22 protein-coding genes are annotated in these 22625 nt (G+C 36.9%); 16 read left to right on the top strand and 6 right to left on the bottom strand.

Features of this window, described 5'->3' with window-relative positions; translation table 11 throughout:
* Positions 1-21 precede the first annotated feature (21 nt).
* Genes CH364_RS11475 through CH364_RS11465 form a run of 3 tightly spaced genes read right to left on the bottom strand, consistent with a single transcriptional unit; the run spans position 22 to position 4217 of the window.
* Positions 22-966: a TPM domain-containing protein gene (locus tag CH364_RS11475; RefSeq protein ID WP_100744024.1), complete on the bottom strand. Its 945-nt coding sequence runs from the start codon at positions 964-966 to the stop codon at positions 22-24.
* A gap of 48 nt (positions 967-1014) precedes the next feature.
* Positions 1015-2625 (bottom strand): SulP family inorganic anion transporter, encoded by a 1611-nt coding sequence (locus tag CH364_RS11470; RefSeq protein WP_100744023.1) that lies wholly within the window; start codon positions 2623-2625, stop codon positions 1015-1017.
* 32 nt (positions 2626-2657) lie between these two features.
* Positions 2658-4217, bottom strand: coding sequence for an AraC family transcriptional regulator (locus CH364_RS11465; protein ID WP_100744022.1), 1560 nt, complete (start codon positions 4215-4217; stop codon positions 2658-2660).
* Positions 4218-4361: 144 nt separating this feature from the next.
* Between CH364_RS11465 and CH364_RS11460 the strand changes: the two genes are divergently transcribed.
* Genes CH364_RS11460 through CH364_RS11450 form a run of 3 tightly spaced genes read left to right on the top strand, consistent with a single transcriptional unit; the run spans position 4362 to position 7908 of the window.
* Complete coding sequence (locus CH364_RS11460) at positions 4362-5348, top strand: sodium-dependent bicarbonate transport family permease (RefSeq protein WP_100744021.1); 987 nt, start codon at positions 4362-4364, stop codon at positions 5346-5348.
* A gap of 37 nt (positions 5349-5385) precedes the next feature.
* Positions 5386-7224 carry an alginate export family protein gene (locus CH364_RS11455; RefSeq protein WP_100744020.1) on the top strand — a complete coding sequence of 613 codons (1839 nt, stop codon included), beginning with the start codon at positions 5386-5388 and terminating at the stop codon, positions 7222-7224.
* A gap of 60 nt (positions 7225-7284) precedes the next feature.
* Positions 7285-7908: a TetR/AcrR family transcriptional regulator gene (locus CH364_RS11450; RefSeq protein ID WP_100744019.1), complete on the top strand. Its 624-nt coding sequence runs from the start codon at positions 7285-7287 to the stop codon at positions 7906-7908.
* Here the strand turns inward: CH364_RS11450 and CH364_RS11445 are convergent.
* Entirely contained in the window at positions 7905-8660 is a 756-nt protein-coding gene (locus CH364_RS11445) for a lysophospholipid acyltransferase family protein (RefSeq protein ID WP_100744018.1), read from the bottom strand. The genes CH364_RS11450 and CH364_RS11445 overlap by 4 nt on opposite strands.
* 453 nt (positions 8661-9113) lie before the next feature.
* Here CH364_RS11445 and CH364_RS11440 point away from each other — a divergent pair, with 453 nt between their 5' ends.
* From CH364_RS11440 to CH364_RS11415, 6 genes are all read left to right on the top strand, one after another.
* Entirely contained in the window at positions 9114-9743 is a 630-nt protein-coding gene (locus tag CH364_RS11440) for a hypothetical protein (RefSeq protein WP_100744017.1), read from the top strand.
* A gap of 28 nt (positions 9744-9771) precedes the next feature.
* Positions 9772-10635, top strand: coding sequence for an LIC_13355 family lipoprotein (locus tag CH364_RS11435; protein WP_207762264.1), 864 nt, complete (start codon positions 9772-9774; stop codon positions 10633-10635).
* A 364-nt stretch (positions 10636-10999) separates the two neighbouring features.
* Positions 11000-11557: a slr1658 superfamily regulator gene (locus tag CH364_RS11430; protein ID WP_100744747.1), complete on the top strand. Its 558-nt coding sequence runs from the start codon at positions 11000-11002 to the stop codon at positions 11555-11557.
* A gap of 13 nt (positions 11558-11570) precedes the next feature.
* Positions 11571-11918, top strand: a complete 348-nt coding sequence (locus CH364_RS11425) for a slr1659 superfamily regulator (protein ID WP_100744016.1) — start codon at positions 11571-11573, stop codon at positions 11916-11918.
* Positions 11919-12119: 201 nt separating this feature from the next.
* The gene (locus CH364_RS11420) at positions 12120-13631 is read left to right on the top strand and encodes a PP2C family protein-serine/threonine phosphatase (RefSeq protein ID WP_100744015.1); all 1512 of its coding nucleotides are present in this window, start codon (positions 12120-12122) and stop codon (positions 13629-13631) included.
* 149 nt (positions 13632-13780) lie between these two features.
* Positions 13781-14365, top strand: coding sequence for a DUF6272 family protein (locus tag CH364_RS11415; RefSeq protein WP_100744014.1), 585 nt, complete (start codon positions 13781-13783; stop codon positions 14363-14365).
* On the opposite strand, the gene CH364_RS11410 is transcribed toward CH364_RS11415, so the two are convergent.
* On the bottom strand, positions 14340-15011 hold the full coding sequence (locus CH364_RS11410; protein WP_100744013.1) for a TetR/AcrR family transcriptional regulator: 672 nt from the start codon (positions 15009-15011) through the stop codon (positions 14340-14342). The two genes, CH364_RS11415 and CH364_RS11410, sit on opposite strands and share 26 nt — an antisense overlap.
* Positions 15012-15079: 68 nt before the next feature.
* On the opposite strand from CH364_RS11410, the gene CH364_RS11405 reads away from it, so the two are divergent.
* Together CH364_RS11405 and CH364_RS11400 are read left to right on the top strand one after the other, a co-directional pair.
* Positions 15080-16003 carry a hypothetical protein gene (locus tag CH364_RS11405; RefSeq protein ID WP_100744012.1) on the top strand — a complete coding sequence of 308 codons (924 nt, stop codon included), beginning with the start codon at positions 15080-15082 and terminating at the stop codon, positions 16001-16003.
* Positions 16000-16437: an ABA4-like family protein gene (locus CH364_RS11400; protein ID WP_100744011.1), complete on the top strand. Its 438-nt coding sequence runs from the start codon at positions 16000-16002 to the stop codon at positions 16435-16437. The genes CH364_RS11405 and CH364_RS11400 overlap by 4 nt, the downstream gene beginning before the upstream one ends.
* Here the strand turns inward: CH364_RS11400 and CH364_RS11395 are convergent.
* On the bottom strand, positions 16434-18074 hold the full coding sequence (locus tag CH364_RS11395; RefSeq protein WP_100744010.1) for an ankyrin repeat domain-containing protein: 1641 nt from the start codon (positions 18072-18074) through the stop codon (positions 16434-16436). The genes CH364_RS11400 and CH364_RS11395 overlap by 4 nt on opposite strands.
* 86 nt (positions 18075-18160) lie before the next feature.
* Between CH364_RS11395 and CH364_RS11390 the strand changes: the two genes are divergently transcribed.
* The 5 genes from CH364_RS11390 to CH364_RS11370 all read left to right on the top strand — a co-directional run bounded on the left by CH364_RS11390 (position 18161) and on the right by CH364_RS11370 (position 22622).
* The gene (locus CH364_RS11390; protein ID WP_100744009.1) at positions 18161-18988 is read left to right on the top strand and encodes a hypothetical protein; all 828 of its coding nucleotides are present in this window, start codon (positions 18161-18163) and stop codon (positions 18986-18988) included.
* Between the two features lie 57 nt (positions 18989-19045).
* Entirely contained in the window at positions 19046-20068 is a 1023-nt protein-coding gene (locus tag CH364_RS11385; RefSeq protein ID WP_100744008.1) for a zinc-dependent alcohol dehydrogenase, read from the top strand.
* A gap of 61 nt (positions 20069-20129) precedes the next feature.
* On the top strand, positions 20130-20909 hold the full coding sequence (locus tag CH364_RS11380) for a DUF4846 domain-containing protein (protein WP_243401357.1): 780 nt from the start codon (positions 20130-20132) through the stop codon (positions 20907-20909).
* Positions 20906-22045, top strand: coding sequence for a hypothetical protein (locus CH364_RS11375; RefSeq protein ID WP_100744007.1), 1140 nt, complete (start codon positions 20906-20908; stop codon positions 22043-22045). The genes CH364_RS11380 and CH364_RS11375 overlap by 4 nt, the downstream gene beginning before the upstream one ends.
* On the top strand, positions 22032-22622 hold the full coding sequence (locus CH364_RS11370) for an LOG family protein (RefSeq protein WP_100744006.1): 591 nt from the start codon (positions 22032-22034) through the stop codon (positions 22620-22622). Before CH364_RS11375 ends, CH364_RS11370 begins: the two co-directional genes overlap by 14 nt.
* The last annotated feature ends 3 nt before the right edge of the window (positions 22623-22625 follow it).

The raw sequence follows: 22625 nt of genomic DNA, 5'->3' as shown, positions 1-22625 counted from the left end.
GAGAATTTGATTTTAAAAAAATTACCAACTCCCAGAACTCCCTCCTCCTCCGAAACTTCCACCCCCTCCACTAAATCCACCTGACCGAAATCCACCACCTCCACCGCTGGACCAACCACTCCTACTTCCAGAACTGCGAGAAGAACCACCAAATATACCCTTTTCCATTCGTTTTCTTCCATGTGGGGTCAATAGATGGTAGAGTTTATAAATTCCTACGCCGATGGCATAAGTTAAAAATATGGAAGCACCAATATTGGCACCATAAATCGCGGTTGGAAATAAACTCCAAAAAGGAAACAAAAAGAAATAGATAAACCAGCCAATATACGGTGCGTTAGCTGCTACATAAGTAAAGATTCCAAGTATGAACAAAACAAAAATAGAAACAAAGACTTTCACCCCCAGTGGAATTTCTTCTTGGCCACCTGATAGTTCACCTAAAAAAGACAATGGACCTAAATGAGAATAATCTTCGGGAGGGGGAGCTGTATAGGAACCTTCGATTGCATCAATGATCACATTGACTCCGTTTTGGATGCCAGATTGAATATCCCCTTTTTTAAAATACGGTTTTATTTCTTTTTCAATGATATGATGACAGAGAACATCCGTTAGGTTTCCTTCTAACCCATACCCTACTTCAATTCTTAATTTTCTATCGTTTAAGGCGACTAATAATAGAACACCGTTGTCCTTCTTTTTTTGCCCTAATTTCCATTTCTCCACAACTTTCATGGAATAATCCTCGAGCACCTCACCGTCCAAGGAGGAAATCACTAATACAACAATTTGGTTGCTCGTTTCCCTTTCATGTTCTTTCAGTTGCCTTTCTAAGGCTGAAACAAATCCAGAATCCAATGTCCAAGATTCATCCATAACTCTAGATTTTAGATCTGGAATGTCTTTTGATTGGATGAGAATGGGAAAAAAGAAAAGAAGAGAAAAAACCAATACTCTCTGCATACAGGAATATTGGTTTTGAAACTATAAGTTACAAGAATTTTTTGTTACTTACTTGTGGATTCGAGTTGCTCCATAATAAGCTGAGATAGGTTTTAAGTCCTCAAAACCTATTAAATTTACTTGCCCACCTCTTAATTCGTAGTCTCGTTTGAAACTTTGCAAAAATTCTATGGCAGAAAATCCAATCATCTCAACATTTTTATCAAACTTAAGGTCCACTCTTTCGCCTGGTGTCACTTTTCTAAGTAAAAGTTTCAATGAAATCATATTAGAAAACAATAATGCATGTTTTACATACAATTCATGAATTTTATTTTCAGATTTTACTGTTATATCCGCGACAAAAATATATCGAAGAGGAACTCCAAAATAAATTTGAATCAAAATTGCAGTGACAATTCCACAGAAAACTCCAACTAATAAATCTTCTACAATTGTTAGAACCACAGTGACTGTAAAAATTACAATTTGGTCCCAACCTTTATCATAGGTTTCTTTAAATACATGTGGAGAAGCCAATCTAACTCCCACCATAATCAAAATTCCAGCAAGAGATGCGAGTGGGATTCGATGAATGAGGCCAGGCAAAAGTAAAATAAAAAACAATAAAAACAAACCATGAAAAAAATTGGACCAACGAGTTTTGGCACCATTTTCCATATTGGCAGATGACCTGACTACCTCTGCAATGATCGGTAATCCTCCGATCCATCCTAAAAAGAAGTTACCAGCACCTTTTGCTAACAACTCACGATCCATATCAGATTTTCTTCTGTAAGGATCTGTATTATCAACAGCAGTGGCAGTTAACAAGGATTCGATGCTTGCAATCAGTGCAATAGTAACTACCATTACCCAAAACACTCCATCTTTCCATCGCGAAAAGTCAGGAAATGTGATCCCATCATAAATATGTGCTGGGAGATTTACCAATTTTTCTGGTCCAATTTTATAAGTTTGATCGAGCAGTGTATAAGAATGTTCATCTGCTAAATCAAAAACAAGACCCAAACCAATCCCAACTAACACTGCAACAAGTGGTGCAGGCAATTTTTTAAATAGAGGATTTTTGATTTTTGCAAGGATTGCAATTATCAAAATTGCCGAAACCCCAATTATCGCCACTTCTGGATTTACAAAAGAAAAACTAGTTGGTATTTCTAAAAGTAATCCACCGATTGTTTTGGCTTTCGGAGTAATTCCAAGAGCCACATAAAATTGTTTAGAGATAATGATAATTCCAATGGCAGCCATCATTCCATGGACAACAGAGATTGGAAAATATACGGTTAAATTTCCTGCTTTTACAAGGCCTAAAACGACTTGGATGGCACCAGCAATCACAATGGCTGCGAGTGTTAATTCAAACCCAAGTTTTGCATCTCCACCACCCAGAACCATAATCGAATTCAAAACAACAGCAATAAGTCCAGCAGCTGGGCCATTGATTGTTAGGTGAGATCCACTCAGTAAGGAAGCAATGATTCCTCCCACAATGCCCGAAAAAATTCCAGCCATTGGTGGAGCACCCGAAGCAAGCGAAATGCCCAAACAAAGGGGCAGTGCAATCAGAAACACAATAAAACCGGAGACAATATCAGATCTCCAATTTTCCTTTAATCCGGGTAACCAATCTTTTGGTTTATTTTGATTGTTCATAGCGAACATCCTCTCTATCTATCTAACTATCTTTATTTATTTGGCCTTTTGGTTTTTTTAAATTGATTCGGATTCACACCGGACTGTTTTTTAAATTCCAGATAAAAAGCAGATCTGGACCCAAATCCAGATAATCTGCCTACTTCAGCAATATTAAGTTCAGGTTTTTCATTTAACAAAGCCATAGCTTCTTTGATTCGATATTGATTTAACAGTGAAGGAAAGTTGAAGTTATACTCTGAATTGATCAGTTCACTCAATTGGTGGTAAGACAAACCCAATTTCAAAGCGATGAGTTCTTCGTTGCATTCTGGATCGAGATAAATCTTTTCAGCACCTAATAAAGATTCTAATTTATTCCGAAACTCTGTTTTATCTAATTTTGTTGTTAACGATCTATATCTGGTCTTTGATTTGTCTTTTTTTTCGTAATTCCGCAAAAACAAAAAAGAACCTGCAGTTAAAAAGGGCAGATAAAAAACAGATGCGTAAATAAAAAATGGCTGATAAGGATAAAAATCAAAGTGGAACAATGTCTTTAAGAAGACGGAAAAAAGAAAGAAGAACCAACCAAGTACGTAAGAACGATTTTCACTTTCTTCCTTCGATAACAAAAATTCATGAGTTTTATATAAATGATAAGCTGCCGTTCCAAAAATAGATAGAACTAGAAAAATTCTAAATTCATACACCCTTGGAAAAAGAGGGACAAGGATATATAAAAATCCTGCAAAACCTGAAATCCAAAACAAAAACTTTTTGGAAACACGATTACCGACAAACTGATCAAAAGAAGCTAAGTATACGAAGAAGATAAAATGGTTAATCGATAGAAATATATAATAGGAGTGCCTCACTAAATTATTTGTATTTCCAAAAAGAGAAGCTACCTCTTTACCGTGCACTGAGTACACGAGGAGAAAGAACATAAGAAAGTGGACTAAAATGGAAATATAAACCCTTTCCTTGGATATCAGATACTCCGAAATTGCCCAACCAAACGAAACAATCCCAACCATGGAAAAAAATAAAAAGGTAAGAAATCGAAACAAAACAACGGACCGATAACCTGATTCTGATACTGTACGAATGGGAAAATTTAAATCTTCGTTAGAAATAAGATAAATGTAAAAGTAACGACTTTCTTTAGGTCGGAGTGTGACATTAAAATGCGGGAATGGAGAAAGTAAACCCAACCAATCTTCCCAAACATACCCACTATAAGAATCAATAATGTTCCCTTCGGGACTTTCGGAACAAAGTTCCACAAAAGGAATGTTAATCCATTGGATCAACACACTAAATTGAGAGTCCATTTCCAGTTCATTTAGTAACTGAAACCGTACCCATTGACCACCTTCTTCCCGATTTCCCCTCATTGCCTCTGCACTGCGGTTATTGATCCAAACCAAATTACGCAAAGATTGGATTGATTCGTGGCTACAATTTTTGGGAATTTCTGTCTTTTGGGGTACCAAAAACTGGACATCACGACTGATGTTCCGTCCGTAAAAACTTTCTGGCTTCCACAAACACCCACCCAATCCGGCAAGGATTGCCAATAAGAGCGGGATACCAGCCATTCGTTTCATCTGAATCACCAGTCTTCGTGTTATCTACGCATGAGAAAGCGATTTCGATGTTTGATGAATTTTGAAATGAATTATTTTTTGTCCAATTTTATGATTTTGGACAAAATACATGTCTAAAATGATGACAAATAGAGGGATGAAATTATGGATTTCCACGCAGCACTCAACAATATCTTAAACCCACCGGTACTCTTTTTCTTTTTAGGAATGGGGGTCGTTTTCTTTAAATCGGATCTAAGGATTACGGAAGGAGTTTCCAAATTCCTATCTTTGTATCTTTTATTCTCCATTGGCTTCAAAGGTGGACACGAACTATTCAAATCTCCTTTTGCAGAAGAACATTTGTTAACACTCATTGCCTGTATGTTCATGGCATGTTTTGTTCCCATTTATTCTTACTTCATTTTCAAAGCGAAATTGGATCATGCAAACTCTGCAGCTCTTGCAGGAAGTTTTGGTTCAATCAGTGCCGTTACCTTCGTAACCGCTGGTGCCTTTTTACATAGTTATGGATATGAATACCAAGGTTTCATTGTGGCTGGAATGGCTCTTATGGAATCTCCAGCAATCGTTCTTGCGGTGATTCTTGATCGATTGGGAAAAAAGAAAAACCATGAAAACATAAATGAAAAAATTCAATGGAAACAATTACTCCACGAAGCTTTCTTCAGTTCTTCAGTTTATATTTTGATCGGAGCGTTGATTGTGGGTTATTTATCTGGTGAATCCGGTTGGAATACAACAAAACCTTTCACTGAAGATATTTTTAAGGGACTTCTCACTTTCTTCTTATTGGATAAAGGGATTGATGCCGCAAGACAAATGCGTGAACTTAAGAAGGTTGGATTCTTTTTGATAGGATCGGCCCTTGCCATTATGGCAATCAACGTAGTCATCGCAATCCTACTTACAAAAATCATTCAAATGCCAATTGGTGATGCTTTGATGTTTGTAGTTCTTTGCGCTTCTGCTTCTTACATTGCAGTCCCTGCTGCCATGAAGGAATCCATTCCAGAGGCAAATCCAAGCATTTACCTAACAATGGCATTGTCCATTGTGTTCCCAATCAATATTATTATTGGAATTCCCTTATACTTTTATATATTAAAAGTAATTGCGGGAACCACTTAATCAGAGTAAACATCACCTAAGGAAAAGGAGATATCACATGCAACGTTCAAAAGGTTATTTCTATTTTCTATTGTTAGCGGTTATTATGCCGCTAACAAGACCTAGGGCAGAACCAACAGAAACACAAACTCCCGAAGTCACGGTCCAAACACCCAAACCTTATGTTTCCACGATGAAAGAAAAGGGGATCGATCCAGAATACAATCGTCATATGTTTGTAGAGCCGGAATTGTCAAAACATTCGGCAAACTCTCAACAATTTTGGTTAAACGATGTATTACGTTTTGGATTGTATCTAAGACCAAGACAAGAATCCAGATACAATTTGGATTTTAATGCCTCTGACAAAGGTTATATTGACAGAACCTTACAAACATCTTCGATTTATTTTATTTTTGATCCTAGTCCTTATGTACAAGCAAAAGTAACACTTCAAGATGCTCGAGTTTGGGGAGGAGAATCGCCTGCTTCCTCAGGAGACATCCGAGCTAACTTTTTTAACAACACGGCAGATATCTATTCAAAGAACCAAACAAATGCAGTTTCATTAAACCAAACAGGCGTAAGAGAAGCTTTTGTGACACTCAACCAACTTCCCCTTCATTCCAAGTTTCAAATCGGAAGACAAATTTGGGCTTACGGCGACCAACGGATCATTGGTGGAGGAAACTGGACAGTGAATGGACTTTCCTTTGATGGGGCAAGGCTCATGTTCAACTACGACAATTTTAAAGTCCACTTTCTCATGGCTCGGCCTTACTGGACCCAAAGTGGAACAAACGGAGTAGTTTCTGCCAATGATTCCAAACTCAACTCTGCAGCAACAGGAACTGATACAACTCTTCTGGGAACGTATAATAGTTTTACCATTCCTGATTGGGTGACATTGGATCTTTATAGCTTAGGAGTGGTTCGCAAATGGAAAAAAAATCCAGTGAATCCTGTGACCGGACTTCCAGCATCTTCCAATGATGATCCACTGGCAACAAACAGAAGTAAACAAAACCAAAACCTCATCACAACTGGTTTTCGTCTGACCAATCGAACCAAAGGAAATTTTCTTCCGGAAGGAAAATCATGGGACTTTACTTGGGAATCCGCATTCCAAACTGGTACGAGTGGTCGAAGAATCCAAGACCCGTATTTAAAAGAATTCTTACCGAATGAATATGATAATTCAAGAACCGAAAGAGAAAAATACACGGGACAAATGCATGTCTTTCAAACTGGTTATACGTTCTTCAAAAAACTACGGTTAGGTGGACAAGTATTGTATGCTTCTGGTGATAAAAATAGGGCCGATGCTTCTATATCTACTTTCCAAACTCTCGCCAATCCAAGATTTGGAGTGATCCCCTATTTCAACAGTGTGGCCGGAATTTCTGAAAATATCAACGCTCAGAATCTTTATTCAAAGTCTATCAGTATCAGTTATAAAACTGATTCCTTTGGAGAATTCCAAGTTACTTATTTCCAAAATGATAAAGCGGAAAAACAAGATGCATGGTATGCCATTAGCGGTGCGGCCAACTCGACGAGTAATTTGGGAGAAAAAAATCCTTATCCAGTTTCCTCTGACAAAGGGAGTACGGAGAACTATTCGAATAATTCCTACTCCTCTCCTTATGCCCTTGGGAAACGAATTTATACGGAAGTGGATGTAACTTGGCACGGACAAATAAACGACTTTGTTTCTTTGTGGATGGGCTTTGGGTATTTGAATGCAGGTGACTCGGTACGCAATTACCGAAATAGCAAAATTCAATACAATACAACCACCCAATCCTTTGAATGGAACCAAAACTACTTACAAGGCAAAAACCAATTGGCAAAAGACGCATATATGGCCTATGCCCAAATCAACGCTGCTTTTTAAGAAAAACGTTCGATTTTTAGCTGGATTTGAATACGATGGAGGTCAGATTGATTCAAGTCCATGTTGGAAACTTCAAATAAACAAAGACGGATTCGCAATAGCCTTTCTCGTGAAGAAATTAGAAACGTATCCCTCCTGATTTTAAAGGAAGAAGGATTGGATGGTCTTTCTATGCGAAAAATTGCCAACAGACTTGGTTGTAGTGTTGCCAGTCCTTATTCCTATTATGAAAGCCAAATTGACCTTGTCCAAGATTTAATCAAATCAGGTGAGGATGAACTCCTTTCCATGTTAAAAAAAGCAAGTATGGAAGTGGACACAAAATCTGCCTTCCAACAATTAGCTGCCATTGCTCGTGCTTATTTCAACTTCGCAAGTAACAATCGCGAATTACACAAAGTTATGTTTGTGACTGATTACGGTGGTGTACATAGAAAAGCATTCCCTCAATTGCCAAAAAGTTATCGTTTCTTTTTAGAAACTGTTCGTATTGGGTTTGAATCCGGTGAAATTCCTTATCCAAAAAACGAATACCCAGCCATTGCTCGTATGATGTGGAGTTGGATGTATGGAGTGATCGTTTTGGATATGACAGGTATGCTTCGAAAAAGAAAAGGTTCAGGAAATCCCATTGAAGAAGGAATTTCCTATTTCCAAAAACTTCTAAGTAAAAAAGAAATCTAACCTACTGGTGAAATTTCCATACCTTCATTTTCATCATCTAATATTTCTTCGTTTACTTTAGTAATTGAAACAGAAGTTCCTTTGTCTTTCAACCGAATGAGTTCACTTCGAATGTAATTGATAGTTTCTGGTGCATCAGTCACTTCCCAAATTGGATTTCCAACAGACAATCGAATGGGTTTATTTAAATTATATGCATCAAGATACAAAGGAATGATCGGTAAGTTATAGCGTTTACTCAAAACCACCATACCGGGATATAATTTTCGACTTTTTCGAAATCCGCGATACCAAGTGCCTTCAGGAAAAATTCCAATCCCCAAGTTACCACGCCCAATTCTACGTTTAAAATCTTTAATCGTGGTAGGATCTGACTCACTTCGGTTCAGTGGAATCAAATCTATAGACTTTACAATTCCTTTCACCAATTGTTCTTTTCTATGTAACCATTTTCTTTTTTTCCCTTTATTGGAAACTCCAGAATCGTAGCTAGTAAGTGCGGTTGTATAAATACCATAACGTTTCAGAACCCCTCGAATCACAAAGGCATCATAAGGCATCGTAATCGCTTTTAAAAACTTATTCCTTGGTTTGATGTGGTTTGAAATCAGGATTGCTGATTTTCCATTTAACTTCCGTAAGATATGATCATTTTGAATTTCAACTTTTTTGTGCCCGTATTTTAAACGCATTGGTTTCACGACAATCCACATCAGCACAAATCCAATTGATCTTCCCACATAATAGAACATAACTTTTCCTCTTATACAGTCAGTGCCCCAAAAACCAATTTGGTTGCAAAAGTTTACCTGAGATTTTAGCTACAATTCCAAGTCATTTCTGTTTCAAATGAATCTCAGGCACACGACAAGTTGGTTTAAAAATTTGACAATTCCACCTTTGGCAAAAATCTGGGAAATACCTTCAGGGAGGAAACAGGTGCAATTCCTGTGCTGACCCGCAACTGTAATCCAAATCAAAGTTTGGTGAGCCAGATCTTCCCCGTAAAGTCTACCTCGTGGTGATGGAACTTTACACACTGATTCCAAATGTCCTCCATTTGGATAAGGGGCCCCGAAGGCATCGGGGCACCCGAAACAATCAAAACAATATTTATATTTTAAGTTCCTTTACTTAAAATATAACAACAATTTGTTTATCGTTGGCCGGAGTTCCCCAAATTTTCAATCCTTAGGAGACTTTCTATGAAAAAAATTTTCAAAACCACTGCCTTATCTTTGGTTCTACTAGCACAACTAATTGCCTGCCAAACAGAAAAACAAGTTTCGGAATCAGACGCAAATAACAAACTTTTGGTGGGTTTACTTGCCGGTGGAGCACTCTCTACTTCTTTTTTATTGGAATACAATGGACAGTGGAACGCAGGTTTTACTTATAATGCAAGTGGACAAATGACAGGAACTCCAAATGGAAGACTCATCATTGCTACTAACCCTGACGGATCAGGAAGTATTATTTCTGGATTTAACTCCAATGCAAACTACTTTGGTGGTGGAGATACGGCCTACCGAATTCTTTCTTTTGACAAAGCGACTCGTAGACTTTACTACCAAAACACACCTGGTGGAAATAACTTTGCAAACTCTACTTACGGAAGAATAGATTATACTGCTGTTACCACTTCAGGTTGTGAACTTGGTGCTTCTAAATGTTTTTATTTTTGTGAAGCAGTTTCTGGGAAGGCAACTCTTGCAGAAGTACAAGCAAGTACGGTTACAAGTAATTCAGCTAATTACGCAACCAATGGTTGTGGTGGATTTACATTCAGCAGAGCTCTTTCAAGAACTGAAAACTCAACTTGGACTGGACTTTAAGAAATAGTTTCTAAAACTAGGAGATGTGATGCAAAAACATTTGAAAACAAAAACATTATGTCTAATGTTTCTCTTGATTTTTGTATCCTTCTCTGTTTGCAAACCATCTGCATCGGGAACTGCGGAAGAAAGCCTAGCTGCTCTATTGCCATTACTGAATGCGGCAAACAGTGCTACCGCATGTCCCAAATCTCCTTTACCGTCCGACATTAACATCGCGACGACAGTCGTTAGTGCGAGTGCAAATATTTCTGGGTTTTCCGACTCAAACAAAGCAGTCAACGGAGTTTGTGGCGCAGGCGAGCTTGTGGGATCACTGGATGTTTATGCTTTAGAAATTACAGGACCCGGTGCCTCGATAGTTCTCAGTTGGGGCGGCAAAACCGTAAAAAATTCTTTCGGTGACGACTTTATTGTTTATGATAATAGTTTTCGAATTTCCGATGAAACCAATACATATGCGATGGACCCATCTGTGGTTCAAGTGTCGATTGACAATATAAATTACTGTGGATTTAACCCAAGTTATACGGCTGGAAACATAAATTTGTTATCCAGTTGGACAAAATTTGGTGGCCTACGACCTGTATATTACAATATGACAACAAAACCTTTTTCCAACGAAGATTTATTTATCAACACAGGAGGATTGTTTTTGTTAGGTGGCGGAGATGGATTTGATTTAGACAATTTGGATCCAACAGATCCGAACGATACCAATTGTGACGGCGCACTTGTCACCAATATCCAAACAAATGGATTTAAATTTATCAAAATTACTTCGGCAAGCAACGTAAACAATCCAGGAAATCCTGGGAACAAATTCCCATGGCCCCCAGGAAGTTATAATGGCAGTGATATCGACGGAGTGGTTGCACGCGAAATCCAATGATTCTATGATCGTTATTTCAGATCCATAGCCCCTTCGAGTTTTTACTAAAAAAAACAGAAAAAAGCGATACGTATTTCAGTTGACCGATCTTTAAAAAAGGGTTCTTTTTTTAAAGCCACTTCTGACGTTTATTCCTTTGAGAGAAAACCTATACACACAAAAAATATCCAAAAGGGATGAGATGCCGAAGTTGCCAGGACTAGCAAACCTATTCAAACTTCTCCTCGATCCTTTCTGGGATTCTACTACTTTTGTGATAGAAAATTTGGGATTTCGATGGCTCACAAGGATCGATTTTATTGCGTCGAATGATAGCAATGACGACATACCCTCGTTGAATTTCCAAAAATAAATGGAGGCAAACTTGAATCAAAAGGCACCCATCATTATCGGGGATTACCACATCATTCCAGAAAATTTGCCTGCTGATGGCCAACTTCGATTGATTTTCCAACCAATCGATATGACCACTTATTGGAGAAGGTGCGGGCTCACAGCAAACTTTGTTGCTGGATTTTATTCCTATTGTTACGAGGCAAGTGAGGCCAAAGCCAACGCTCTCTCTACCATCATTAACGAACTTTTGGAGAATGCTTCTAAATTCTCAAAAGCGAGAGAAGGCACAATCAACGTAGAATTGAAACAGTATGGAAATCTTTTAAGGATCGATGTTTTAAATGTGGCGTCAAAAACCTTACGAGATAGTTTTGAGCTTTTTGTAAATAAACTCTTGTCGGAGAACGTGGAGGAGATGTATTTTTCTACACTCGAAACCAAAGTAGACGGCGATACCAATTCAGGACTTGGACTTCTCATGATGTTAAAAGACTACCGTGTCAGATTTGGTTATAGTTTCACTGAGATCGATGCCGATACTCATGAAATCATGGTAAGAGCAATTATCAACGTAGAAGAGATATAATAGGCGAAGCTTCATGGAAATCAAAGACTTAGATTACAACATTCAATACGACGAAGCCACTAAAACCGTCAAATTCACTGGATCCATCCGCTTGCAGAACTTACCGGCTTATGAACCCTTAAAAATATTCTTAAGAGACGCAGCTAAACTTTGCCAAGGGTCCTTGTTAACCTTGGACTTCAGAGGTTTACAATTTGTAAACAGCTCAGGAATCACTACCCTGTCCATGTTCATTATTGATTCAAGAAAAAGTGCTGCCTGCCAAATCAAAATCCAAGGATCCCTCAACGTTTCTTGGCAGTCAAAGTCTCTATCTAACTTCAAAAAACTTTGGGACCAAGTGGTTTTGGAAATTTCTTAAACCACAACTTAATTGGTACAATGTTAATTGAAATTTAGAATAAAATCCATCTTCATAATTGATTTAAAAAACATAGAAAGTAGCTTCTTTGATTCGTAATCTTTAGATTATAAAAAATCATTTGCAATTTAAACAAAATGTATAAAGTTAAATATAACTTTCCTCATTCTCACAAACGAAATATAAAGAAACCTTTACTCTATGCAGCAATCTCCTCCCAAAGAAAATCGATTCGTTCTTTCTAACTATTACAAAAAACAATTAAATGAGATTGCCTACCAAGGTGAATTTCGAGCAGAAATTTTCGCAACAAAGTTTCGATTCTTCTTCCTAGGAATGATATTTATCTTTTCCACTTTGGGGCTGCTTTCTGGCCGTCCTGTAGTTGAATTCTATTACCAAATTTCCTCCATCTTAATTCTTCTCTGTTATAACTTTATTGTTCTTTATTCGTTAAATAAATCTGGCAAATACCTTGAAATCTTTAAATTTTTATCTTCCTTCTTAGAAATTACTCTACTAACTTTCGTTATAGGATATACCGCACAGGCTCAAAAAAATCCAAGCCTTGTTTATGCGGCTCCAATGATCTATGTTTTTTTTATTCTAATCGCACTTGCTTCGATACGCAATAATACGAAAGCTATCATCTCTGCTGTCATTGTCCTGATTGTAGAGTATGCATCTTTAACCATTTACTTTTATCCAGAGATGTCCGATATGAATACAAAACTCATCGAGTTGTCTTCTTATCTTAAACCAAACTTCTTAGAAGAAAATAGCACATTCTTTTTAGTTAGCGCCGTTCCTATGGGTATCTTTCTCATCCTTCTTTACATGATCGTTACCGGTGGATTAATACTATATGCAATCCGGAATACTTCTCGCACCACTCATGAACAAGCAGACTTAATTTTTAACGCGGAAAGACAAGCCATCCTAGAAGAAAATATGCATCTCGGTATGGAATTGGAAGTAGCTAGGCAGATTCAAGCAATGGTACTACCCCGTAATAAGGAATTAAAAGAGATTCGAGAATTAGAAATTTCCGCCAGAATGGATGCTGCAAAGGAAGTAGGTGGAGACTATTATGATGTAGTCCACCATGAAGATGGGACAGTGTATATCGGGATCGGAGATGTTACAGACCATGGTCTTGCTTCTGGCGTTGTGATGCTGATGACTCAATCTGCATTCATCACCACATTACGTTCAAAAGTCATCTCTTTAAGTGAATCTCTTCGCTCTATTAATTCCATTTTATTTTCTAATATCCATGTGAGAATGAATGACGTTCGAAACCTAACACTCGCACTCTTTTCTTATAAAAACGGAGTATTTACTACGGCAGGACAGCACGAAACCATTATGGTCTACCGCTATGCTTCGAAAAAAACTGAAATCATGGATACTGCTGAAAATGGTATGTTAGTTGGTCTTACAGAGTCCATTGATGAATTTATTCATGAAAAACAAATCCCACTCCACCCAAAAGACATGATCCTTTTATATACCGATGGGGCAACAGAAGCAGAAAATCCAAAAAAAGAACAATTTGGTTCCAATCGTTTAATCGAATCTTTGGAAAGACATGCAGAACTAAAAACAACCGACGCAATTTTAGATGCAATTTTTAAAGATATTTATGTCTTCATTGATGGAATGGATGTTTATGATGACATTACCATAATGATTATGCGTAAAAGCGACTAACACGGTTGTATAAGGTATCCACATACCCATTTTACATTTTGATAAACTGAGTGCAAAGCCCGAAGAACGCAGATTAATGCAACGTACATTAGAAAAAGCGCTTGCGATATTGAAATAAATAGTCTAAATTCCTTAGTTGAACTAAGACTATGCGAAAATACGGAAATTTTAAATCTGCAAATCTTATCAACCAAGAGCCCAGTTCAAAAATCGAAATCCATTTAAAACCCATGGATTTAATGCGTTATTGGCGTCGAATCGGAATTCTTTCCAATTTTATCGGATATTTTTACGGGTTCTCTTTTTTACCCAATATTCCTAATGAATCCATCGATATGAAAAATTCGGAGATTGTTAATTCTATCTCTACGGTATTCAATGAACTATTGGAAAATGCTGCCAAGTATTCTTATGATAAAAAAGCAGATATTGAAATCTCTCTCATTCATAAAGGCAAAACTTTTGAGATATATGTTCGTAACAAAACAAACGAATCAAATGTTGTGGCTTATGAGGCAAGTTTAAAAGAAATTTTTTCTGCAAAAGACTTAGATAAATTGTATATTGAAAAATTAGAAACGAAGGAAAATGATCCTCATCGTTCCGGAATTGGCCTCATTATGGTTTTAAAAGATTATCCAGTGGAGATGGAAGTCTCTTTGGAATCGGAAGGAAATGATACAATCATATCAAGTCACGTCATCTATTTTACAGACGGGTTCCCTCAATCATAATCTCTAAAATTTGATTAACCTCTTTATGAAAAGATTCTTCATCTTCTTTGGATTTGATTTGTTTCCACTTACGTTCATTCAATACAGCAAATCCATGAACTCCACTCCAAAAACTCATCATCAAAGTATCAGTAGATACTGAGTTTTTTAACTTCAAAGACTTTTGGCCATACTCAACAATCTTGAACATTCCCATGTATGCGAGTTTTCCACATTCTCTCAAATCATCTGAAACAGGATCACCAGAAACATAAATTTCACCACCAAACATAAGTTCTGTCCTTCTTGGATTTTTAAGGAGAAGGAAAATATATTCTACTCCTGCCATTCTAACTTTTTCTAACGGATCTTCTGCATGGTTCCATGCCCTTTCCATTGCCTCGGATAATTCACGAAAACCTTCGGTCACTAGTGCCTGGAGAAGGTCCATTTTTTTGGGAAAATGGCGATAGGGGGCGGTATGACTGACTCCTAAATCATTAGCAATATCTCGCAAACTCAAAGAAGAGACACCTGTGGTTTCCAAAACCTTCTTCGAATGTTCCAAAACCATTTCCCGGAGATTTCCATGATGGTAACCGCTTGGTTTGGTGGAACTGGTGGATTTTAGTTTAGGAAGAGATTGTTTTTTTTTGGCTGGATTCATAATAAAATGTTTACGGTGTATACTTTAATGTTGACAGAGCCTACATCTATATATACACTGTCTACATTATGGAATTCGATGACTACAGAAAACAACCACTTTTTTGGAATGGGATCGCTATGGCAGTACTCACTGTTGCCATCCTTCCTCTCCTATTTTTGGACACAAGAACCCTTTTGGGGGCAAATGTCTGGATCAAACCTTTAAAATTTTCCCTATCTCTGGGATTGTATTCCTTTACCACGATTTGGGTATTGATGAAATTTCTAAAGGATTGGAAATTCAATCGCCGAATTCAAATTGTTTTAACCATTACGGCCCTGATCGAAATTGTCCTTATCACCTTACAAGCCGCACGCGGAGAGATGAGTCACTTCAATGTAACCAATACTTGGAACCAGATTATTTTCTCTATCATGGGAATCAGTATCTCTATATTTTGGGTTTTCCATCTTTGGATTGGATATAAAATCTTTAGAAAAAAATCTATACCTTTGTCGGTAAAAGAAAGTTTGGTTTGGGGGCTTACGATCGCTGGGTTTGGGATGATCATTGGATTTTTTATGACCTCCCCTCGTCCCGAACAGCTAGAATCCATGAAACAGGGAATCTTTCAAACGAGTGGATCCCATAACTTCGGATCAGGAAATTCAGGTGGTTTGTTATTTTTCTTTGGTTGGGATAAAAAACTGGGAGATATGAGAGTTCCCCACTTTTTTGGAATGCATGTAATGCAAATCTTTGTATTTCTTTCCGCATATTTGTTAGGAAAAACAAATTTCAATCAAAATTTATTATTAGTAAGGCTTACTGGTATTTCTCTCTTATTAATGAATGTGGTGATGGTCATACAAACTTTAAAGGGAGAATCAGTGTTTCAATGGAACCCTATGTATACAAGTATCTATGGATTCTGTATTTTGATGGTTTCTATTTGTATTTTCAAATTAGTTTCACAACCAAAAGTATTTCACAATGAGGTAACTGTATGAGCCCTTCCCTAATTTTTCAAATAGCCAACGGCGTTACGCTCCTTTCCTGGTTAGTATTAATTCTTTCACCGAACCAACTAAAGGTGATTCGTCTTCTACGATTTTTTATATCAGGGTTTATTCTTGGTGGAGTTTATATTTTTTTGATCCTTATAGGAAGTGGAGAAGCAGAAGGAAATTTTTCGAGTTTGGAATCGGTACGCTCTTTATTTGCCAATGACTACGTCTTACTTGCAGGTTGGATCCATTATCTAGCCTTTGATTTATTTTTAGGAACCTGGGAAGTGGAAGATGGAAGTAAAGTGGGAATGAACCGATGGATTCTTGTTCCTATTTTGGCCCTCACATTTTACTTCGGTCCAGCAGGATTTGTTTTGTATTTAATACTACGATTTTTGAAAGGATTTGTCTTTAAAAAAGAAAAGGTAACCTAACCTCCGTAAACATCTAAGAGAGAAAGAACTCGTTGGCACCTGTCCTTTTTCTCTTCATCACCTTCCAAATCAGCAATTTCCAAATTTTCAAAGGCAAGATCCCTACCAGTTTTTTCATCGACTGTTTTAGCATTGGATTTGGCACCTGATTCTAATAACAAAGCAAGTACAGCAGAATTTCCAAACTTACATGCTTCATGAAGTGCCGTACTACCACTGTTATCTGTTGTGTGAATATCTATACCAGCATTGATTAACCTTTTGGCCAAACTAGGTTCTCCAAAAACTGAACACCAATGTAAAGGAGTCATTCCATTCACTGATTGGAGATTTACCTTTGCTCCCCGTCTGATCAATTCATCCATTAATGATGTTTTTTCTTGCAATCGAAGTGTACTATCTTGGCATAATTTAAAAATTGCAGATTCTCCATTGGCATCCAATTGGTTTGGATCAGCCCCGCGTTCCAGCAAACGCATACATGATTTGTATCTAGCACGAACAAAACATTCTTGTAAAAGTGAAAAACCCAATGGATTCCGAATTGAATCATTAATGACAAAGTCGAGCGAGCCTACTGTACGAACAAAGGAATCCAAGAGATAAATGTCATCTGAATCCAACCAATCCAAAGTTTTATCGTCATTTTTTAATTCCAAACTAGAACCTAAATTAATTTCATAACCATCTGGAAACTTGTGTTTTAAGAGAGGAATAAACAGTGGTTCGCCATCAGAATGGCAGACAACATCATGGATGAGTCGCCAATGTTTTTGATTTGGTACAACTTGATTGGATAAAAGGAAAATCAATGTTTCATTAAGTTTTTTTTGTGTAAGTTGAAACACAACTTGTAAGTTTCCTTCTTTAAAATGAACTTCCGAAATTGTAGATTGATTTTCTGGCCAATGGTACATTACCAAAGTTAAAAGTTCTTCTTTCCCTAATTGGTCCAAAAGAGAAAATGATTCTTGAAGAGATAAAATATTTCCTGACAATGCATAAATTTTTGCACTGAGTTCATTTGAAATAAAACCAGGAAGTTTTTTATCTGAATCTCCGTGTTCGTCAAATTGAATTTTATAAATGTGTGTAGCTGTAAAACTTCCATGCAACAATGTATTCCATTCATCAGCGATTGCTAAATACAATTTCCCTGAAACTGAATGTTCATCTAGTAAATCGACTGTGATTGATAATCTTACTGGTGAAACATTTACATTTTGATTGATAATTATGTTTAGAGACTTAGAAGGAGACTCTGTTGTAATATCGAAAATAAAATTTTTTAATCGAATGATTTCTGGTAAACCTGAAATAGAAATACGCAAATCGTTTTCATTTCCTTCCTCATCTTTTAAAAATACAAGTTCCTCGTTTGACCAGTCAGAGATAAAATCTGTAGTATACCTACCAAAAATTTGGCCTTGTAATTTGTGTTCAGGGATATGATCTTTAAATTTAAGATCATATAACACGAGTGAGTCGGATGCCGACGAAGAAAAATCAGTGTGGTAATCAAAATGGTTCCACGAAGCACATTTTTTGCAGCGATACTTCCCTTTTTTACCTTCCAATTTGGAAGTTGAAACAGAATGGCCACTAAAACAATTAGAACAGGATAAGATCGTTTTCATATTTCGCTTGTTCCGATAAATAAAACAGGACAGTTTTGACGGATCAATCGAAAATTCAAATCTTCTAACCATTCAGGCAGGAATTCATGAGACAAAATCAATATTTGGTCATCGGAGGATCGGGGGAGGCAGGCCAAAGTGCCATCACTTGCCTCAAAGAAAAGGATCCGTCAGCCTTTATCATAACATCGACTACAACAAATGAACCTGTGTCGAATGCTGATCTTACTTTTTTCGGTAAAACAGCTACACAGGGAATTTCACAGAAAATTGCAGAGGATCTGCAAACTCAAAACATTGTACCTAATTTTAAAGCTATAATTTATACACCTGCACTTGGTGAAGTGGGATTTCCCATAATTGAGTCTACACCCAACCAAATTAAAGAAACTTTAGGAATCTGTTATGATCCTCTATTAGAGTTGGAACAAATCTTTCAACCAGAACTTACAGTCGCCTATTCAGCGTTTTATTGGTTGAGCCATACTTTGTCTTTTTACGGGTCGATGGGAATTGCCAAATACAAAGCGGATCTTTGGGCATTGGAAAATCCTCAAAAAAGAAAGATTGTAAGAGCAGGAACATTTTTCTCAAAAAGTGTTCGAGGAATATCAATTGTCCTCCAACGAACAATGAAAAAAACTAATAATCAAGACCTACTAACATTAAAAAGTCGGTATGAAAACTCAGGCCAGAAATTTATGGACTTTTTTCTTACTTATGCTTGGGAACATGAAAAAGAAACCTTTCAAAAACAATTTGAAATACCATATCGTCCAACGGAAAGGAAAGATTTAAGTCGCGGTTTAACTCTCGCCCTTGATTCTAACGAACCCATTGTTACAGTTCTCGGAGATTGGACATGGAAAGAAACAGAACTGCCCAAAGTCCCAGATTGGTTTAAACAATTCTAGTTGTTTCTTTTCGGACTCTTTTAATAAATAGACCAATCGGTACACGAGAGGTATTTTATGCGTCGATTAATGTTTCGCAAAAAAGGAATTTTAGAGTGGGAGGAAGTAGAACCACTCAGCATCACAGGGGAAAACCAAGTGATTGTGGAACCAATTTCAATTGCCCGTTGTGATTTGGATTTACCTATCCTTCGCGGCGAAACTTTATTTCGTGCACCTTTCCCCGTTGGACACGAGTTTGTTGGCAAAATCAAATCAGTCTCCGAAGATTTAGCAAATTTATATTCTGTGGGAATGACTGTGGTTAGTCCCTTCCAAATTTCCTGTGGGACATGCCCGGCTTGTTTACACCATCATTCCAATTCTTGCGAATCTGTACCTTATACTTCTGGGTATGGAATGCCACCAGGTGCTCATTCTTTTGGTGGAGCCATTGCAGATGAAATTAAAATTCCATTCGCAAAACAAATGCTATTCGAAATTGACAAAAAAATCGACGCTATAGGAATCGCAAGCCTAAGTGATAATATCGCAGAAGTTTGGAAACTTGCAGGAAGATTTTTAAACCAAAAAAAAGATCCAAAAGTTTTGGTTGTTGGAGGTTTTGCAGGAAGTATTGGACTTTATACTGCATTGTTTCTCCACCAAACAAAAAAAGCGGAAGTGTTGTACGTTGATACAAATTCTGAGCGCATTCAATTGGCAGAATCTCTGGGAATCCCCGTTGAACATTATTCCCAATTTCCCAAACCAACAAAAAAATATGATTTAGTTTGTGATGCATCAGCAGAGAAATCTGGTTGGGATTTTGCATTACGTTCTCTTGGAAGAAATGCAATCTTTAGTTCCGCTTCTATTTTTTGGACCAACCAGTGGGAAATTCCTTATTTAGAAATGTATAACCAAGGAGTGGAAATTCATTTGGGACGTGTGGAATCAAAAGAATCCATTGAGGCTTTGTATCCTTATATTTTATCAGGAACCTTCACTCCAGAAAAAATTGTAACAAAAACTGCTAACTTTGATAATGCGAAAGATGCTTGGCTCGAAGAATCGATTAAGTTGGTTATTACAAAATGAAATCGAAAAAAATCCAATCAAAAGCTTGTACTGGTCTAATTAAACAGTTATATTTTTTTCCTTGTTTTTTTTTCTTATAACCATTTCATTTTTTTTACAAAATCTATATGCAGATTCCATAATAGAACGGTTTCCACCACCAGAGGGATTCAAAAGAGTTCGATATTCAAACGAAAGTTTTGCAACCTATTTACAAAGCTTTCCCTTAAAACGCCAAGGTAGCCCTGTCCGACTTTTTGATGGAAGGACCAAAACCAACGAAGTCCATGCCGCTGTATTGGATTTTCCGCTCCTAAAAGCAGACCTAATCCAATGTGCAGATGCAGTGATGAAACTACGAGCAGAGTATTTTTATTCCTTAAAACAATATGAAAAAATTAAATTTAAAATCAGCAATGGAATGGAAGTTAATTTTTCTAGATTTTCAAAGGGAGAACGATTACAAGTCATTGGAAACAAATCCAAATGGAAAAAAGGGAATTTTAAACAAGGAACTGGACGTGATGTATTCGAGGAATATTTACGATTTATTTATACTTACGCCGGAACCATTTCTTTAAAATCCGAATTAAAGAAAAAACAAATTGGCGAAATTAAACCAGGCGACGTTTGGATCGAAGCAGGTTCCCCAGGCCATGTGGTTCTGATAGTAGACCAATTAACAGGAAAAGGTGGACAAACTTTAATTCTTTTGGCACAAAGTTATATGCCTTCTCAGGAAATGCACATTCTAAAGTCAGAAAGTAACTATACCCCTTGGTTTGAAGTTCCGAAAAACAATTCATTCCGAACTCCAGAATGGGAATTTCCTACAAAAGAAATTTATGGATTTGAAAAATGAAACACTGGTGCATCTATTTATTGCTATTTACGAACATCAATCTACTTGCAGAAACGTATGAAGAGGAAGTCATTCAATCCATTGAATCCATCCGAACCATTAAGGATTCTGAGGACAAAAAAGAAATTGAAGAATTCAATTCTTTGATGGATTCCAACTGGAAAAAATTTGCAGAAAAAAAGTCCGTATCAATTCCCATAATCCAAAACAAACTAAAAGAAGAATTATCTTCTAAAACGCCAAACCAAATGATTCTTTTAGATTTAAGTTGGTACTTAGTAAATTCAGATCCAAACTGCGACTTACAAATAATAACCCAAACGTTTGAAGCAATTGACTTTCGAAATCCAACTATTATACAAAATACCCAACAGTACTTTCGATTAGCACTGTTCCTCAGCGAAAAAAGTATTCCTGGTTTTTTGAATTTAATTGATCAAAGATTTTTAAGAAACGAAAGTAGAACATTTTTTATTCCGCAACATGTAGCTTTGGTCGATGCACATGCACAAAGAACACATCTTTATGGAGTATACGGCGACCAAAGTGTTCCGCATTTACTTAAATTACTCAAAACAGAGACAAATATTAAACTACGGCAATCAATGACAAGCATCCTTAGAAGGATTTGTACACCTGATTGCGCCAATGATATATCTGAAATCTTGAAAACAGAACAAGACCATACGACCTTTGTCAATGGAACTTATATTTTATTAGATAATGTAGGTCCTGTAGGAAAAGATCTATATTTAAATCTAAATCCAAAATCCCTTTCCAAAGAAACTGAAGATTATTTTCATAGTGAACAAAATTATGTGAAAAATCAAAGTTATAGTTTTTTCATTGGGAAACTTAAAAAGAAATATGGCGAGAGTAACAATGATTTTTCCGATTCCCAACTAATGACAGAATTAGAAAAAATGATTCAAAATAGAGGAGAGTCCGATATCATACATCCATTGGATTTTTTTTCCAATTCAATTGATAAACAAATTTTGATTAATAAACTTATCGAAGCACGTAGAAAAAGTTTTTTGCGAATCAACCACCACGGAATGCAGGACATTGATATAAACAACTTAATTTTAAACACAATCTATTACCAAAAACAATCCACAGATGACACAATTTAAAAACATTGCAGTATATTGTGGCTCTTCACCTGGATTTGATCCAAACTTTATGACCGCAGCATACGAATTAGGTGAACTTCTTGCATTTCACCAAATTGGTTTGGTCTATGGCGGAGCCAGTGTCGGCCTAATGGGAGCTGTAGCCAATGGTTGTTTGTCAAAAAATGGATCGGTAATTGGTGTACTTCCAAAATTTCTAAAAAAGAAAGAAATCGAACATAGCCACTTGAATCAACTCATCCTTGTCGATAGTATGCACGAAAGAAAACGAAAGATGTCAGATTTGTCTGACGCATTTGTTGTGTTACCAGGTGGTTTTGGAACCATGGAAGAGTTTTTCGAAGCAATCACCTGGTCTCAGTTAGGTTTACACCATAAACCCATCATCATTCTCAATTGGCATGGGTTTTACAACCCCCTCCTAACACTCATTCAAAATATGGTAAGTTCCGGATTTTTAAAAAAAGAAAATGCCAACCTCGTACAAGTTCTAGAAAGTTCGAAAGATCTCCTTTCTGCACTACAAAACTATTCACCGTCTAAGACGGAGAAATGGTTGTCTGAAGACACAGTATAAGAT

The organism is Leptospira harrisiae, assembly GCF_002811945.1.
Classification (GTDB): domain Bacteria; phylum Spirochaetota; class Leptospiria; order Leptospirales; family Leptospiraceae; genus Leptospira_A; species Leptospira_A harrisiae.
The sequence above is the reverse complement of the archived record's forward strand: the minus strand, read 5'-3'. Positions and strand labels throughout refer to the sequence as shown.